At 74.9% G+C, this 13,747-nt stretch carries 13 protein-coding genes; 7 read left to right on the top strand and 6 right to left on the bottom strand.

Going from position 1 to position 13,747, the window contains the following annotated elements; genetic code table 11:
- The 4 genes from ADL08_RS36095 to ADL08_RS30160 all read right to left on the bottom strand — a co-directional run.
- On the bottom strand, positions 1-174 hold a 174-nt coding region (locus tag ADL08_RS36095; protein WP_159048510.1), incomplete at its 3' end, for an adenylyl-sulfate kinase.
- A gap of 141 nt (positions 175-315) precedes the next feature.
- Entirely contained in the window at positions 316-1,239 is a 924-nt protein-coding gene (locus tag ADL08_RS30170; RefSeq protein ID WP_053648583.1) for a zinc-binding dehydrogenase, read from the bottom strand.
- Between the two features lie 46 nt (positions 1,240-1,285).
- The gene (locus ADL08_RS30165; RefSeq protein ID WP_053648581.1) at positions 1,286-2,038 is read right to left on the bottom strand and encodes an SDR family NAD(P)-dependent oxidoreductase; all 753 of its coding nucleotides are present in this window, start codon (positions 2,036-2,038) and stop codon (positions 1,286-1,288) included.
- Between the two features lie 117 nt (positions 2,039-2,155).
- A complete protein-coding gene (locus tag ADL08_RS30160; RefSeq protein WP_053648579.1) occupies positions 2,156-2,914 on the bottom strand; it encodes an SDR family NAD(P)-dependent oxidoreductase in 759 nt (252 codons plus the stop codon).
- Between the two features lie 245 nt (positions 2,915-3,159).
- Here ADL08_RS30160 and ADL08_RS30155 point away from each other — a divergent pair, with 245 nt between their 5' ends.
- The 4 genes from ADL08_RS30155 to ADL08_RS30140 all read left to right on the top strand — a co-directional run bounded on the left by ADL08_RS30155 (position 3,160) and on the right by ADL08_RS30140 (position 7,702).
- Positions 3,160-4,251 (top strand): LLM class flavin-dependent oxidoreductase, encoded by a 1,092-nt coding sequence (locus tag ADL08_RS30155; protein WP_053648577.1) that lies wholly within the window; start codon positions 3,160-3,162, stop codon positions 4,249-4,251.
- Positions 4,248-5,504: an MFS transporter gene (locus ADL08_RS30150; protein ID WP_053648575.1), complete on the top strand. Its 1,257-nt coding sequence runs from the start codon at positions 4,248-4,250 to the stop codon at positions 5,502-5,504. Before ADL08_RS30155 ends, ADL08_RS30150 begins: the two co-directional genes overlap by 4 nt.
- A gap of 181 nt (positions 5,505-5,685) precedes the next feature.
- Positions 5,686-6,153 carry a hypothetical protein gene (locus tag ADL08_RS30145; protein WP_053648573.1) on the top strand — a complete coding sequence of 156 codons (468 nt, stop codon included), beginning with the start codon at positions 5,686-5,688 and terminating at the stop codon, positions 6,151-6,153.
- Between the two features lie 13 nt (positions 6,154-6,166).
- A complete protein-coding gene (locus ADL08_RS30140) occupies positions 6,167-7,702 on the top strand; it encodes an ATP-dependent DNA ligase (protein ID WP_053648571.1) in 1,536 nt (511 codons plus the stop codon).
- On the opposite strand, the gene ADL08_RS38860 is transcribed toward ADL08_RS30140, so the two are convergent.
- Together ADL08_RS38860 and ADL08_RS30130 are read right to left on the bottom strand one after the other, a co-directional pair.
- Positions 7,636-8,343, bottom strand: coding sequence for a ScbR family autoregulator-binding transcription factor (locus ADL08_RS38860; RefSeq protein ID WP_053648569.1), 708 nt, complete (start codon positions 8,341-8,343; stop codon positions 7,636-7,638). The two genes, ADL08_RS30140 and ADL08_RS38860, sit on opposite strands and share 67 nt — an antisense overlap.
- Before the next feature lie 7 nt (positions 8,344-8,350).
- On the bottom strand, positions 8,351-9,151 hold the full coding sequence (locus ADL08_RS30130; RefSeq protein ID WP_234352315.1) for an AfsR/SARP family transcriptional regulator: 801 nt from the start codon (positions 9,149-9,151) through the stop codon (positions 8,351-8,353).
- Positions 9,152-9,380: 229 nt separating this feature from the next.
- Here ADL08_RS30130 and ADL08_RS37720 point away from each other — a divergent pair, with 229 nt between their 5' ends.
- The 3 genes from ADL08_RS37720 to ADL08_RS30120 all read left to right on the top strand — a co-directional run bounded on the left by ADL08_RS37720 (position 9,381) and on the right by ADL08_RS30120 (position 13,741).
- Positions 9,381-9,527 (top strand): hypothetical protein, encoded by a 147-nt coding sequence (locus ADL08_RS37720; RefSeq protein ID WP_199837116.1) that lies wholly within the window; start codon positions 9,381-9,383, stop codon positions 9,525-9,527.
- A gap of 143 nt (positions 9,528-9,670) precedes the next feature.
- Positions 9,671-12,076 (top strand): TOMM precursor leader peptide-binding protein, encoded by a 2,406-nt coding sequence (locus tag ADL08_RS30125; protein ID WP_053648565.1) that lies wholly within the window; start codon positions 9,671-9,673, stop codon positions 12,074-12,076.
- A 114-nt stretch (positions 12,077-12,190) separates the two neighbouring features.
- Complete coding sequence (locus ADL08_RS30120) at positions 12,191-13,741, top strand: SagB/ThcOx family dehydrogenase (RefSeq protein ID WP_053648563.1); 1,551 nt, start codon at positions 12,191-12,193, stop codon at positions 13,739-13,741.
- The last annotated feature ends 6 nt before the right edge of the window (positions 13,742-13,747 follow it).

Genomic DNA, 13,747 nt, shown 5'->3' with positions numbered 1-13,747 from the left:
GATCTCGTCGCCGTCGAGGACCTCGACGCGGTGGCCCTCGCCGCGCAGCCGGCCGGCCAGCTCGTACGCGATCGTCGTCTTGCCGGCGCTCGGCAGGCCCGTGAGCCAGATCGTGGCTCCGCAGGTGCACGTGCAGGGAGGGGTGGAGGCGGGACGGTGTGCCGTCACAACCATGGCTTCAGCTCCTCGGCGGGCCCGCCCGGAGGACGGGCGGGCCCGCTCACTCGTCGGTCGCTCGTGAAGTCGCTCGTGCGGTCGCTCATGGGGCCGTTCGCGCGGGCGCTCGCGGGGTCGCCCACGAGGCCGCTCGCGGGTTCAGCCCAGCCGGAGGACGACCTTCCCGTTCACGGACCGGCCCTCCAGCCGTTTCAGCACCTCGGCCGGGTCGTCCCAGGAGGCCGTGGCCGCGACCTGCGGGTCGAGCCGGCCGGCCGCGCAGAGGCCCAGCAGGGTGCCCAGGTCGGCGGCGGGGTCATGGCGTTCGATCTCGTCGAAGAGGAACACGTTGTGCAGGGAGACCCCCGGCCTGGCCCGTCCCCAGTCGGGCGGGAGGACCAGCTCGGAGCGGGTGGTGTTCCCGTACACGACGGCGGTCCCGCCGCGCCGGAGGGTGACGAAGGCCCGGGTCAGCACCTCCCCGCCGACGCTGTCGAACAGCACGTCCGAGCCGCCGCCCGCCGCCTCCTCGTAGGTGGAGACGACCTCCGCGCCGAGTTCGGCGAGGCCGTGGCCCCGCTCGGGGGAGCCGGTCCACGCGACGACGCGCGCGCCGGCCGCGGCGGCCAGCTGCACCGCGATCCGGGCGACCCCGCCGCCCGCGCCCGTCACCAGGACGGTGCGGCCGAGGAGCGGGCCCGCCTTGCGCAGCCCGTACCAGGCGGTGAGCGCGGCCACCGGCAGGGCGGCGGCCCGCTCGTCGGTGACGGCGTCGGGGACCGGGGCCAGCCGGGAGACCGGCAGGGCGACCCGTTCCGCCCAGCCGCCGCCGTCGGCGAGGCCGACGACCCGGGTGCCGGGGGCCGGCCCCGAGCCGTCGGCGGCGGCCTCGACGACCGTGCCGGCGACGTCCCAGCCCAGCCGGGTGCCGGGCGGGGAGACGGCGGCGAGCGCCAGCTCGCCCCGGTTGACGGAGACGGCGCGGACCCGGACGAGCGCCTCGCCGGGGGCCGGCACCGGCTCCGGGACCTCCTCGTGCCGCAGGCCGAACGGGCCTTCGCCGGTGGTGAGCAGCGCCTTCATCGGGGGTTCTCCTGACGGCCGGGGCGGGAGGGGGAGCGGAGGACGGCTACCACGCCACGCCTCCGTTGACTTCGAGGACGTGTCCGTTGACGTAGCCGCTGTCCCCGCCGGCGAGGAAGACCGCGGCCTGGGCGACCTCGTCGCCCGTGCCCATCCGGCCGGTGGCGAGCTTGGTCCGGTACTGGGCCCACACCGCCTCGTTGGCGCGCAGTTCGCGGCCCATGCCGTCGTCGATGAAGCCGGGGGCGAGGCAGTTGACGGTGATGCCCTTGGCGGCCAGCTCCAGGGCGCAGACCTTGGTGTACGCCTCCACCGCCGCCTTGGAGGCGCAGTAGGCGGCTCCGCCCCTGACGGGCCGGGAGGCGAGGACGGACGACAGGTTGACGATCCGCCCGGCGGGCGAGTCCTCCAGGTAGGGGACGGCCGCGCGGGTGCAGTTGACGACTCCGCCGAGGTTGGTGCCCATCACCTCGTCCCAGGCCTCGGCCGCGAGCGTCGCCGCCGGGCCGGGCCTGCTGACCCCGGCGTTGGCCACCACGATGTCCAGGCCGTTGAAGCGCTCGTGGGCGGTCCGCATGAGCGCCTCCACCGCCTCGGGGTCGCGGACGTCGGCCGTCACGGCCGCGGCCCTGCCGGGGTGGGCCTCCACCCAGTCCTTGAGCTGGTCGACGGTGCGGGACGAGGCCACCACCCGGCAGCCCTGGGCCGTGAACGCCTCGGCGATGCGCCGCCCGAGGCCGCGGCCGGCGCCGGTGACGACGGCCACGCGCCCGTCGAGGCGCGGTCCGGTGAGTCTCATGCGTCTCCTCAGAGCTGAAGGGGAAGGGACGAGTGGGGACGGGTCCGGTGCGGACGGACCGGGTACGGGCAGGTCCCGTGCGGACGGCCCTGCTCCGGCCGGCCCGGCGCGGCCCGGTCAGAGCTTGGTCGCGGCCCCGCCGTCGACCGGCAGCACCACGCCGGTCGCGAAGGCCCCCTCGGGGCGGGCCATGGTGACGATCCACCAGGCGACCTCCTCGGGCTGCCCGATGCGGCCCATCGGCACCCCGGCCTTCTGGGCGGCGCGCAGCCGGGCGATCTGCTCGTCGTCGAGGCCGGAGGCGCGGGCGATGCCGGTCTCCACGGGGCCCGGGGAGACCGAGACGACCCGGACGCCGTGCGGGGCCTGCTCGACGGCCCAGGTGCGGGTGAGGAAGTCCAGGCCGGCCTTGGTCGCGCCGTACACCGAGCTGCCCGCCCAGCCGCGGACGGCCGCGGAGGCGCTGACGTTGACGACGACGCCGCCGGCGGCGCGCAGGTGCGGCAGCGCGGCCTGGGTGAGCAGCAGCGGGGCCAGCAGGTTGGTGGCGATCTGCTCCTCGGCGATCGTCCGGTCGACGTCCTCCAGCGGCTGCCGCTTGACCACGGCGGCGTTGTTGACGAGGACGTCGACGCCGCCGAGTTCGGCGACGGCGGTGCGGACGATCTCCTCGGGGGCGCCCGGCGCGGTGATGTCGAGCGCCAGGTACCGGATCACGGGCCGGTCGTGCGCGGCCTCCTTCAGCGCCGTCTCGTCCCTGCCGACGATCAGGACGTCGTGGTCCTCGTCGGCGAAGGCGTGGGCGGCGGCCCGGCCGATGCCGGTGCCCCCGCCAGTGATCACCACGGAGCGGCGGTCTTCTCCGGACTGTCCCATCAGTGCACTCCTCCGGGTCCTCGGGGTGGATCCTCCAGCGGTCCTCCGGTCGCGAGAACACATCAAGAGACTACACCCAAACTCTGCACACACAACAATAAAGTCTTGAGAGTCTCTATCGGGAGCCCAGGGCGCCCCACTCCGACGTCGACGTCGCGTCCAGGAGGACTTGGCAGCCTCGGAAGTCGTCACGAGACACCACACCGGCACAGGACACCACACCGGCGGACGGAACGAGGAGCGGTATGAGGTTCGGCATCCTGTACTTCCCGACGGCAGGGCCCGGGGAAAAGAACCCGGCCGAGTACTACGACGAGGGGCTGCGCCTGGTCCGGCTCGCCGAGGAGCTGGGCTACTTCCAGCTGAAGGTGGTGGAACACCACTTCTTCGACTACGGCGGCTACAGCCCCTCCCCCACCACGTTCCTCGCCGCCGCGGCCGCGGTGACCGACCGCATCCGGATCGGCACCGGCGCCGTGATCCCGGCCTTCGCGCACCCGATCAAGCTGGCGGGCCAGCTGGCCATGCTGGACAACATCTCCCACGGCCGGCTCGACGTCGGCTTCGGCCGGGGCTTCCTGCCCGACGAGTTCGCCGCGTTCGGCATCCCCATGGACGAGAGCCGCGAGCGGTTCGAGGAGGGCGCCGAGGCCTGCGTGCGGCTGTGGACGGAGGAGGACGTCGTCTTCGAGGGCGACTTCCACCGCTTCGGCCCGGTCACCCTGCTGCCCCGGCCGGCCCAGCTGCCGCACCCGCCGGTGTTCTCCGCCGTGACCACCAGCGTCGACTCCTGCGCCGCCGCCGGGCGCGCGGGCCGGGGTCTGCAGATCATCGCCGCGGTCTCCCCCACCGAGCGGGTCCAGGAGCTGATCGCCGCCTACCGCAAGGGCCGGGTGGACGCCGGACTGGAGCCCGACACCGGCCGGATCGAGCTCAGTTACCCCTGCTACGTGGCCGAGGACGGCGAGAGCGCCCGCGCCGCGGGCCGCCGTCTGGAGGGCCTGTACGGCGAGAAGATCTCCGCGGCCACGCTGTCCTGGGCGGGCACCCGCAGCTCCGCCTATCCGGGGTACGAGAAGCTCGCCGACGCCGCGACCCGCGGCTCCTCCGACTTCGACGACCGCGTCGAGGCGGGCCGGGTGCTCGCGGGCGGCCCGGCCGAGGTCGCCGCCCAGATCGAGCGGATCGCCGGCTGGTACGGCGAGGACGTCGACCTCACCCTCACCACCCACTCCGGGCACGTGTCCTACGAGGAGTCGGCGCACGCGCTCACCCTCTTCGCCGAGGAGGTCGCCCCCCGGCTGCCGTTCGCCCGGCTGATCACGGAGGACCGATGACCACGGCCCGCACCGCCCCCGCGCGGGCCGGGGCCGCCGGGGATCCCCCGGCCGCCTCCCCGCTGCGCTGGTGGGCCCTCGCGGCCCTGGCCGCCGCCCAGCTCACCCTGGTCATGGAGATGAACCTGGTGCCGGTGGCGCTGCCCTCGGTGCAGCGGGAACTCGGACTGACCGGCGCGGAGCGGGCCCTGGTGGTCTCCGCGTACACCCTGGCCTTCGGGCTGCTGTTCCTGCCCGCCGGCCGGCTCTCGGAACGCCTGGGCAGGCGCCGCGCGTTCGTCGCCGGCCTGGCCGGCTTCGGCGCCGCCTCGCTGCTGACGGGCACGGCCGACGGCTCCGGCGAGCTGCTCGTCCTGCGCGCCCTGCAGGGCGCGTTCGGGGCGCTGGCCCTCGCCCCGGCGAGCATGGCGCTGCTGGCCAGGACCTTCCCCGACCCGCGCGAACGGGTCACCGCCATCGGCGTGTTCACCGCCGTGGCGGGCGGCGGGGGCGGGCTCGGCGTCCTGTTCGGCGGTCTGCTGACCGAGCACGCGAGCTGGCGGTGGTGCATGTACGGGCTCGCTCCGCTCGCCGTGTTCGCGGTCGCCGTCGCGCTGTACGCGATCCCGGCGGACGCCCCGGCCGGACCCCGCACCACGGGGCCGCTGCTCCCCCTCCGGGTGCTGCGGGACCGCACCCGGGCCGGGGTCTTCCTGGCCGTGTTCGCCGCCAACATCGGCACCTTCGGCGGCTTCACGGTGATCAGCTACACGCTCCAGGAGGGTGCGGGCCGGTCCCCCACCGGGGCCGGTCTGGCGATCCTGCCGCTGGCGGCGGTGGTCGTGGCGAACTCGGTGTTCGGCGCGCCCCTCCTGCTGCGGACGCTCACCCCGAAGGCCCTGCTGGCCTCGGGAACCGCGCTCGTCGCGGCGGCCACCGCCTGGCTCGCCGCGGCCGGGCCCGGCACCCCGTACGCCACGGGCGTGCTGCCCTCGGTCCTGCTGATGGGCTTCGGGATCACCTGGATCATGATCTCGGCGAACGGCACCCTCGCCCAGCGGACCGAGCCCCGGGACATGGCGACGGCGGGCGGGATGGTCAACATCACCACCCAGCTCGGCGGCGCCGTGGGCGTCCCGCTGATGCTGGGGCTCGACACCCGCACGGCCGCGCTGACGGCCGGCGCCCTGATCGCCGTGGCCGCGGTCCTGGTGGCGGTGCTCGTGGACGCCCCGCGCCTGCGCGGAAAGGGGAGCACCGGAAGCGGACACTGACGACGGCGTGACGGGTCCGACGGGGCGGCGTGACGGGTCCGACAAGGCGGCGTGACGAAGTCCGGAAGGACGGCGTGACGGGTCCGGAAGGACGCTGTGGTGGGTCCGTGGGGAGGATTCCCGTCGAACCCACCACAGTCTCCATCGAGAGTAGACTGACGATCTCTCGAGGAGGCGCAGAATGAGCGAATACGTCATCGTCATCACTCCGACCGGCAGCGACGGGGAGCCGGATCTCGCCGGGCCCCAGACCACCGTGCGGGTCGACACCACGGACGGGCCGCGCATCGTGGAGCTCACCGTGCGTGCGGCGGGTGGGGCGGGACTGCACAACCGCGCGCTTCCCACGGTCGACTTCGACCTGCTGGTCCGTGCCATCAGCCCCGGTTCGACCGCCCCGGCGGCGGAGCCCGCGCCCGCCGCCCCCGTCCCCCTCGCCCCGGTCGCCCCGGCGGCGCCCCCGACTTCCGCGACCTCCGCCGAGGACCGTCCGCGGCCCTACCGGAAGATGCCCGACACCGACGTGGTCGTGGCGGCCTACGGGGAACTCGGCGGAAGCGTCGGCGCCGTCGCCAAGCGGTTCGGTGTGCCGCGCCACACCGCGCAGGCCTGGGTGAGCAGACTGCGCAAGCAGGGCAGTATCGACTGAGAGGGCTTTCCGCATGAGACTCGCCGACATCGCACGGGCGTCCCGGGACATCGGCGCCGCCTCCGCGCGTACGGAGAAGGTCGCGCTGCTGGCCGAGGTGTTCCGGGCGGCCGATCCGGCGGACGCCCCCGTCGTGATCATGTACCTGGCCGGACGGCTGCCGCAGCGCAGGATCGGCGTCGGCTGGAACACCCTCAAGGAGCGGCGGGAACCCGCCGCCGAGCCGCGGCTCGGGGTGCGGGAGGTCGACGCGCTCCTCACCCGGATCGCCGCCGTGTCCGGCAAGGGCGCGCAGGGCGAGCGCAAGCGGCTCCTCGACGAGCTGATGGGCGCCGCCACCGAGGAGGAGCAGCTGTTCCTCTTCCGGCTGATCAGCGGCGAGCTGCGGCAGGGCGCCCTCGACGCCGTCGCCGTGGAGGGCCTCGCCTCCGCCGCCGGGGCGCCGGTCGCCGACGTCCGGCAGGCGGTCATGCTGAGCGGTTCGCCGGCCGCGGTCGCCGAGGTGCTGCTCGCCGAGGGCCCGTCCGCCCTCGCCGGGTTCCGGCTCACGGTGGGACGCCCGGTCCTGCCGATGCTGGCCCACACGGCCAAGGACGTCGACGACGCCCTCGCCCGGACGGGGCCCTGCGCCCTGGAGGAGAAGCTCGACGGCATCCGCGTCCAGGTCCACCGCGACGGCGACGACGTGCGCGTCTTCACCCGTACGCTCGCCGACATCACCGGCCGGACCCCCGAGGTGGTGGCACTGGCCCGCGCGCTGCCGGTACGGCAGGTGGTCCTCGACGGGGAGCTGCTGGCCTTCGACGAGCGGGGGCGGCCCCGGCCCTTCCAGGAGACGTCCGGACGGACCGGCTCCACCCTCGACGTGACGGGCGCGCAGACGGCCGTGCCGCTCTCCCCGGTCTTCTTCGAGGTGCTGTACGCCGACGGCGAGGACCTGCTCGCCACCCCGGCCGCCGAGCGGCGCGCGCTGCTCGACCGGCTGGTGCCCGAGGCACAGCGCGTGCGCCGGCTCGTGGTGGCGGACCCCGCCGACCCCCAGGAGCGCGCGGCGGCGGCGGCGTTCGCCGCCCGGGCGCTGGAACGGGGCCACGAGGGCGTGGTCGTGAAGTCCCTCGACGCGGTCTACAGCGCGGGGCGCCGGGGCACCTCCTGGCTGAAGGTGAAGCCGGTGCACACCCTGGACCTGGTGGTCCTCGGCGCCGAGTGGGGCCACGGCCGGCGCACCGGAACGCTCTCCAACCTGCACCTGGGCGCGCGGGCGGCCGACGGCTCCTTCGCGATGCTGGGCAAGACGTTCAAGGGCCTGACCGACGTCCTGCTCGCCTGGCAGACCGAGCGCCTGCGGAAGCTGGCGGTCGCGGAGGAGCCCTGGGGGGTCACCGTACGACCCGAGCTGGTCGTCGAGATCGCCTTCGACGGCGTCCAGCGCTCCACCCGCTACCCGGCGGGCGTCACCCTCCGCTTCGCCCGCGTGGTCCGCTACCGCGAGGACAAGCTCCCCGCGGACGCCGACACGGTCGAGTCGGTGGCGGCCCTGCTCCCCTGATCCGCCGGGTCCCCCGGCCGGCGACCGGCCCCGGCGGGCGGGGCGGTGCGCAGCCCCCGCGCCGCCCCCTCCTCCGCGACCGCCCGGAGGACCAGCGTCCAGGCCTCGTCCAGAGCGGCGGAGAGCTCCGGGTACGGGGCGCCGCTCCACGCGGCCGCCTCGATCCCGGCGATCATCCCCGCGACGAGCGTCCGTGCGGCGTCCTCCGCCACGCCGCACCTCAACGCCCCCTCCTCCGCGGCCCGCGCGAGCAGCCGCCCCGCCGCCGCCACGCACACCAGGTGGTAGTTGACCACCGGTCTCTCCCCGTCGGCGCGCTCGCGCCCGAGCCGGAAACTGGCCCGCACGACCGGCTCCCCCGACGCCCATACGGCCAGGGCGTGGGTGGTGTCGATCAGCGCCTGCAGGGCCGGCCGGCCGGCGAGGGCGAGGACCGTCTCGTCGAGGAGCAGACAGCCGCTCTCCTGGACCGCGGCGGCCAGTTCCTGCTTGCTCGCGAAGTGGAAGTACAGCGCCCCCTTGGTCACCCCGGCGACCCGGCTGATGTCCCCGAGGCTGGCCCCGGCGTATCCGTACCGGTCGAAGAGCTCCGCGGCGGCCCCGACGAGCCGGGCCCGGGTGCGCTCGGATCGCTCCTGCATCGCCCCCTCACCCCACCCGTATGAGACGGCGGCCGTCCGCCTCCGGCACGTCGAGGAGCTTGGGCGAGGCGGTGAGCACCGCGTGCTGGAGCTCGCGGAGCTGCTCCGAGGGCTCCAGGCCGAGCTCGTGGACCAGGGTGCCCCGCAGCCGCTGGTACACGCCGAGCGCCTCGGTGCGCCGGCTGGACCGGTACAGCGCGAGCATCAGGTGCGCGTGCAGGTTCTCGTGGGTGCGGTGCTGCTGCACCAACACGTTCAGCTCACCGATGAGTTCGCGGTGGCGCCCCTGCCGCAGGTCCAGTTCTATGCGGTGCTCCTGCACGCACAGGCGCGCCTCCTCCAGGCGCCTGGCCTCCAGGGCGAGGAGCGCCCCGGCCTGGACGTCCCCGAAGGCGGGGCCCCTCCACAGCCCGAGCGCCGCGCGCAGGGTCCGCGCCGCCGTGTCGTCGTCGCGGTCGGCGAGGGCCTGGAAGGCCGTGCCGGACAGGCGCTCGAACTCCTGCGCGTCGCTGGTGCCCTCCCCCCGGTCGAGCAGGTATCCGCCGGGCCGCGTCACCAGGATCCGCTTCGCGTCCCCGGCGGAGCCGCCGCCGGCTTCCAGGGCCGCGCCGACGGCTCCGCGCAGCTGCATCACGTACGTCTGCAGCGTCGCCTGCGCGCTCCTGGGCGGTTTCGCCCCCCACAGCTCACCGATCAGCGCCCCCACGGACACGACCTGGCCCGCGTGCACCGCGAGGGTGGCCAGCAGCTGGCGCGGTTTCGACGCGGACGGCGCCACCGGCACACCGCCCACACGTACGTCGAACATACCGAGAACCTTCAGGTCCATCGCTTCTCCTCTCCACTCCGTCGAGGCTTCCAAAAGGCGTTCTCCAGGGCCAGTGCAGGGCTCCTCGTGCGGGGGTGAGGCACACCCGGAACGACCATGAGAACTTCACGGAAGGCTCATGAGGCAGGCACCTGCCCACGGTCCGCGGCCGGAGGACAGACTCCTGGTCACCGCCGCAGGGTGCGGCGGAGCAGTCCGAGGGGGAGTCATGAACATCACGCACGCCGCCGCCACCGCCGCCGTCGCCGCTCCCGCCGTGTACGAGGAGCTGGTCGTGGAGGAGCTGGTCCCGCAGACCGCCGAGCAGTTCCAGCCGGGCACCTGCATCTGCTGGGTCGACGTCTACGGCGACTGAGGCGCCGGGACCGCGTTCCGGAGTTCCACCGTCGCCGCGCGCCCGCCGGCCGTTCCGTGGCCGTGACCGAACGGCCCGGGCGCGCGACGCGTACGCACGCCGAAGCGAACGTTCCCGTTCCACGCGTCAAGGGGGAAGCAGTGATGGATGAACGGACCGGCAGAGCGGGTCTCGCCTTCAAGCCCCACCTCAAAGCGGAGGTCGTCCCCGGTGAGGGGGTGTACCTCGTGTCGGAACGCGGTGTGACGGCGCTGCGGGGGCCGGGCGTCACCGCCCTCGCGCCCCTGCTCGACGGGACCCGCAGCCGCGACCGGCTGGTGGCCGACGCGGGACGGACGATCCCCGCCCAGCAGGCGGAGAGGCTCGTCTCCGGGCTGCTGACGGCCGGCCTGCTCGACGACCGGGACCCGTCGGCGACGGGCCAGGCCGCCGAGCGGGCGTTCTGGGAACTGGCCGGGATGGACGGCGCGGCCGCCACCCGGCGCACCGGCGGCACCCCGGTGGAGGTCGTCGGCGTCGGGGAGTCGAGCCGCGCGAGCGTCGCGGAACTGGCCGACGCGCTCGTGGCGTCGGGCGTCCGGGTGCACCGCCCGGGGAGCACGGGAAGCACGGGAAGCACGAGCAGCACGGGAAGCACGGGAAGCACGGGAAGCACGGACACCGCCGGCACCGCGAACACCACCGGCACGGTGCACACCACAGACACCACCGGTACCGCCGGCACCACCGACGCCCCCGGTCTCACCCTCGTCGTCTGCGACGACTACACCGACCCGGCGCTCGGCGCGATCGACGCCGCCCACCGGGCGTCCGGGGTGCCGTGGCTGCTGGTCCGGTTCGTGGGCGAACAGCCGTGGATCGGACCGGTGTTCCGGCCCGGCGAGGGCCCCTGCTGGACCTGCGTCACCGACGCGCTGCGCCGCAACCGCCCGGCCGAGACCTATCTGGACCGGACGCTGGGCCGGCGCGCCTTCACCCCGCCCTCGTCGCTGGCCGCGGGCCGCGCCGCCGGGCTGCACCTGGCGGCCCTCGAAGCCGTCAAGTGGCTCGCCGGGCACCGCCATCCCGGCCAGGACGCCATATGGCGGCTCGACACGCTCACCCTGGCCGGCCGCCACCACGCCGTGCGCCGCCGCCCGCAGTGCCCGGCGTGCGGGGACCCCGGGATCGTCGCCCGCCGGGCCGGCGCCCCGCCGGCCCTGCGCAGCCGCGCCAAGGCGGCCGTGGGCTGCGGCGACCGGTGGCTTCCGCCGGAGGAGATGCTGCGCCGGTACGGGCACCTGGTGGACCCGCTGACCGGCGTCGTCAAGGAGGTGCGGCGCGACAGCCGGGGCCCCGAGTTCCTCAACTGCTTCCACGCCGGGCACAATCCGGTGCACGCCCCGGACGGGCTCTCCTCCGTGCGGGCGGGGCTGCGCAGCACCAGCTCCGGCAAGGGCACCACGGCGCTCCACGCCCGGGTCAGCGCCCTGTGCGAGGCGGTCGAGCGGCACAGCGGCTTCTTCCAGGGCGACGAGCCGACGCTCCGCGCCTCCTACCGGGAGGTCGCCGAGCACGCCGTACACCCCGACGAGGTGCAGCTCTTCCACCCGCGCCAGTTCGAGGACCGCGAGGCGTGGAACGCCTCCCACGGGCCCGCGCACCGGATCTGCGAGCCCTTCGACGCGTCCGTACCGCTGGACTGGACCCCGGTGTGGTCGCTGACCGGGAACGGGCAGCGGCTGCTGCCGACGTCGATGCTGTACTACAACGCCCCCCGCACCCCCGGGAGCCGGTTCGCCTCGGCCAACTCCAACGGCGCCGCGGCGGGCAGCTGCGTCGAGGACGCGATCGTCCAGGGCTTCCTCGAACTGGTCGAGCGGGACGCCGTCGGGCTGTGGTGGTACAACCGCACCCGGCAGCCGGCGGTCGACCTGGCGGCGTTCGACGAGCCGTGGATCCGCGAGGTGCGGGAGGGCCACGCCGGCCTGCACCGGGAGCTGTGGGCCCTGGACCTCACCAGCGACCTCGGCGTCCCGGTCTTCGCGGCGCTCTCCCGGCGCACCGACAAGCCCGGGGAGGACATCACCCTGGGGTTCGGCGCGCACTTCGACCCCCGGCTCGCGCTGCGCCGGGCGCTGGCGGAGGTCAACCAGATGCTGCCGCCCGTGGCGCGGGTGCGGGCGGACGGCACCGGGTACTCCTGCGACGACCCCGCCGCGCTGTCCTGGTGGCAGGACGCCACCGTGGCGAACCAGCCCTACCTGCTGCCCGGTACGGAGCTCCCGGCCACCGTCCCCGGCTCCCGCCCGCCCGTCCGCCGCGGGGACCTGCGGGAGGACGTGGCGGCGATCGGGGAGCTCGTCGCCGCGCACGGCATGGAGCTGCTGGTCCTCGACCAGACGCGCCCCGACGTCGGACTGCCCGTGGTGAAGGTGGTCGTGCCGGGGCTGCGGACCTTCTGGACGCGGTTCGGCCCGGGGCGGCTCTACGACGTCCCGGTGCGGCTCGGCCGGCTGGCCGCCCCCACCCGCTACGAGGACCTCAACCCGGTCCCGCTGTTCCTTTGACCCCGTGAGCCCGTGTTCCCGCAAGAGAGGTCCTGAGCCGTGTCCCCATCCCCATGGCCCCCCGCCGGGTCGGAATCCGGTCCGGTCGAGTTGTGGTCACTGCGCCAGGACACCTTGCTGGAACTGCCCGACGAGCCCACCGGGAGCCCGCGGGCGAGCGGCTTCCCCGACGGGGCGGCGCTGCTGTCGACCCGCTGGGGCGAGACCCGCCTGCCGATCACGGACCCGGTGGTCCTCCTCGCCCTGGAACGCCTGTCGTACGGTCCGGTGTCGCTGGACAACGTGGTGGCGGGCATCAGCGCGCCGGACGGACCGGGGAGCCCGGAGCGCGACCTGCTGGCGCCCCTGCTGCGGTCCATGGAGAACGTCCTGGTGCGTTCGCTGGCCACGAAGGACGGCAGGACGCTGCTGTCGGTGGTCCCGATCTCCCGGTACGCCCGCTTCCGGCCGGCCGCCACCCCCGCCGGCACCGTCCTGCGGCTCTCCCGCTTCGCCGCGATGCGCACCCACGAGGACGGCCTGTGCGTCGAGTCGCCGCTCTCCGGGCAGCGCGTGGTCCTGCACCGGCCGCGCTCGGCCTGGCTGGTGAGCTGCTTCGCACGCCCCTCCACCCCGGAGGAGGCGGCGGGGCGGCTGCGCATGCCGGTGGACACCGTGCGCCGGGCCGTGTCGTACCTGGAGGCGTCGGGCATGGTGGTCAGGGGGACGCCGGGGGCGTCCGCCAAGGAGCCGTACGCCTTCGCCGAGGACCACGATCCCGCGCTGCTGCCGTGGTCGCCGCACGACCTGATGCTGCACTCCCGCAGCCGGGAGGGCCGCCACGACGACCCGGTGGGCGCCACGGACGGCTTCACGGACGTGCTGGCGGCGGAGCCCGCCGTCGCCCGCGCCCACCCGGGCCCGGACCGGGTGCCCCTGCCCGTCCCCGACCTGGACCGCGTCCTCGACCGCGATCCGCCCTTCACCGTGGCCCTGGAGGCGCGCCGCTCGGTGCGCGACTACGGCGAAAGCCCGCTGGACCTGGGCCGGTTGGGCGAGCTGCTGTACCGCTCCGCGCGCGTGCGGTCCATGGGGGACTTCCGGTCCGACGACGGCGAGCCGGTCCTCACCGGCCGTCCGTACCCGAGCACGGGCGGGGCGTACGCGCTGGAGCTGTACCTCACGGTGAGCAGGTGCACGGGTCTGGAGCGGGGCACCTACCACTACGATCCGGTCGGACACGCCCTGACCCGGGTGGACATGGCGGCGGAGAGCCTGGACGAGCTGCTCGCCGGGGCGCGCGCGACGGCCGGTCTGACGGCCGAGCCGCACGTGCTGATCACCATGACGGCGCGGTTCCGCCGGATGACGCTGAAGTACAGCGGACTCGCGTACAGCGGGCTGCTCAAGGACGTGGGGGTGCTCCAGCAGACGCTGTACCTGGTGTCCACGGCGATGGGTCTGGGGCCGTGCGCGCTGGCCACCGGCGACAGCGACCTGTCCGCGCACGCGCTCGGTCTGGACTGGCGCACGGAGTCGGCCGTGGGCGAGTTCGTCCTGGGCACGCTGCCGTCCGGTCCGGGTGCGGACGGCCCGGCGCCTTCCGGCGTGGAGGTCCGCGGGTACGACTGGCACGTCCGGTGCGCCGAGGAGCTGCGGCGCGGCCTCGCCCGGGCCGCCGAGTGACGGTCT

It is taken from the genome of Streptomyces sp. NRRL F-6492 (assembly GCF_001280125.1).
In the GTDB taxonomy this organism is placed as follows: domain Bacteria; phylum Actinomycetota; class Actinomycetes; order Streptomycetales; family Streptomycetaceae; genus Streptomyces.
The sequence above is the reverse complement of the archived record's forward strand: the minus strand, read 5'-3'. Positions and strand labels throughout refer to the sequence as shown.

Bases quoted from the DNA above. Each gene is read 5' to 3' on its own strand.
- ADL08_RS30170 (WP_053648583.1), bottom strand. From the start codon at position 1,239: ATGAAGGCGCTGCTCACCACCGGCGAAGGCCCGTTCGGCCTGCGGCAC.
- ADL08_RS30165 (WP_053648581.1), bottom strand. From the start codon at position 2,038: ATGAGACTCACCGGACCGCGCCTCGACGGGCGCGTGGCCGTCGTCACC.
- ADL08_RS30160 (WP_053648579.1), bottom strand. From the start codon at position 2,914: ATGGGACAGTCCGGAGAAGACCGCCGCTCCGTGGTGATCACTGGCGGG.
- ADL08_RS30155 (WP_053648577.1), top strand. From the start codon at position 3,160: ATGAGGTTCGGCATCCTGTACTTCCCGACGGCAGGGCCCGGGGAAAAG.
- ADL08_RS30150 (WP_053648575.1), top strand. From the start codon at position 4,248: ATGACCACGGCCCGCACCGCCCCCGCGCGGGCCGGGGCCGCCGGGGAT.
- ADL08_RS30145 (WP_053648573.1), top strand. From the start codon at position 5,686: ATGAGCGAATACGTCATCGTCATCACTCCGACCGGCAGCGACGGGGAG.
- ADL08_RS30140 (WP_053648571.1), top strand. From the start codon at position 6,167: ATGAGACTCGCCGACATCGCACGGGCGTCCCGGGACATCGGCGCCGCC.
- ADL08_RS38860 (WP_053648569.1), bottom strand. From the start codon at position 8,343: ATGCAGGAGCGATCCGAGCGCACCCGGGCCCGGCTCGTCGGGGCCGCC.
- ADL08_RS30130 (WP_234352315.1), bottom strand. From the start codon at position 9,151: ATGTTCGACGTACGTGTGGGCGGTGTGCCGGTGGCGCCGTCCGCGTCG.
- ADL08_RS37720 (WP_199837116.1), top strand. From the start codon at position 9,381: ATGAACATCACGCACGCCGCCGCCACCGCCGCCGTCGCCGCTCCCGCC.
- ADL08_RS30125 (WP_053648565.1), top strand. From the start codon at position 9,671: ATGGATGAACGGACCGGCAGAGCGGGTCTCGCCTTCAAGCCCCACCTC.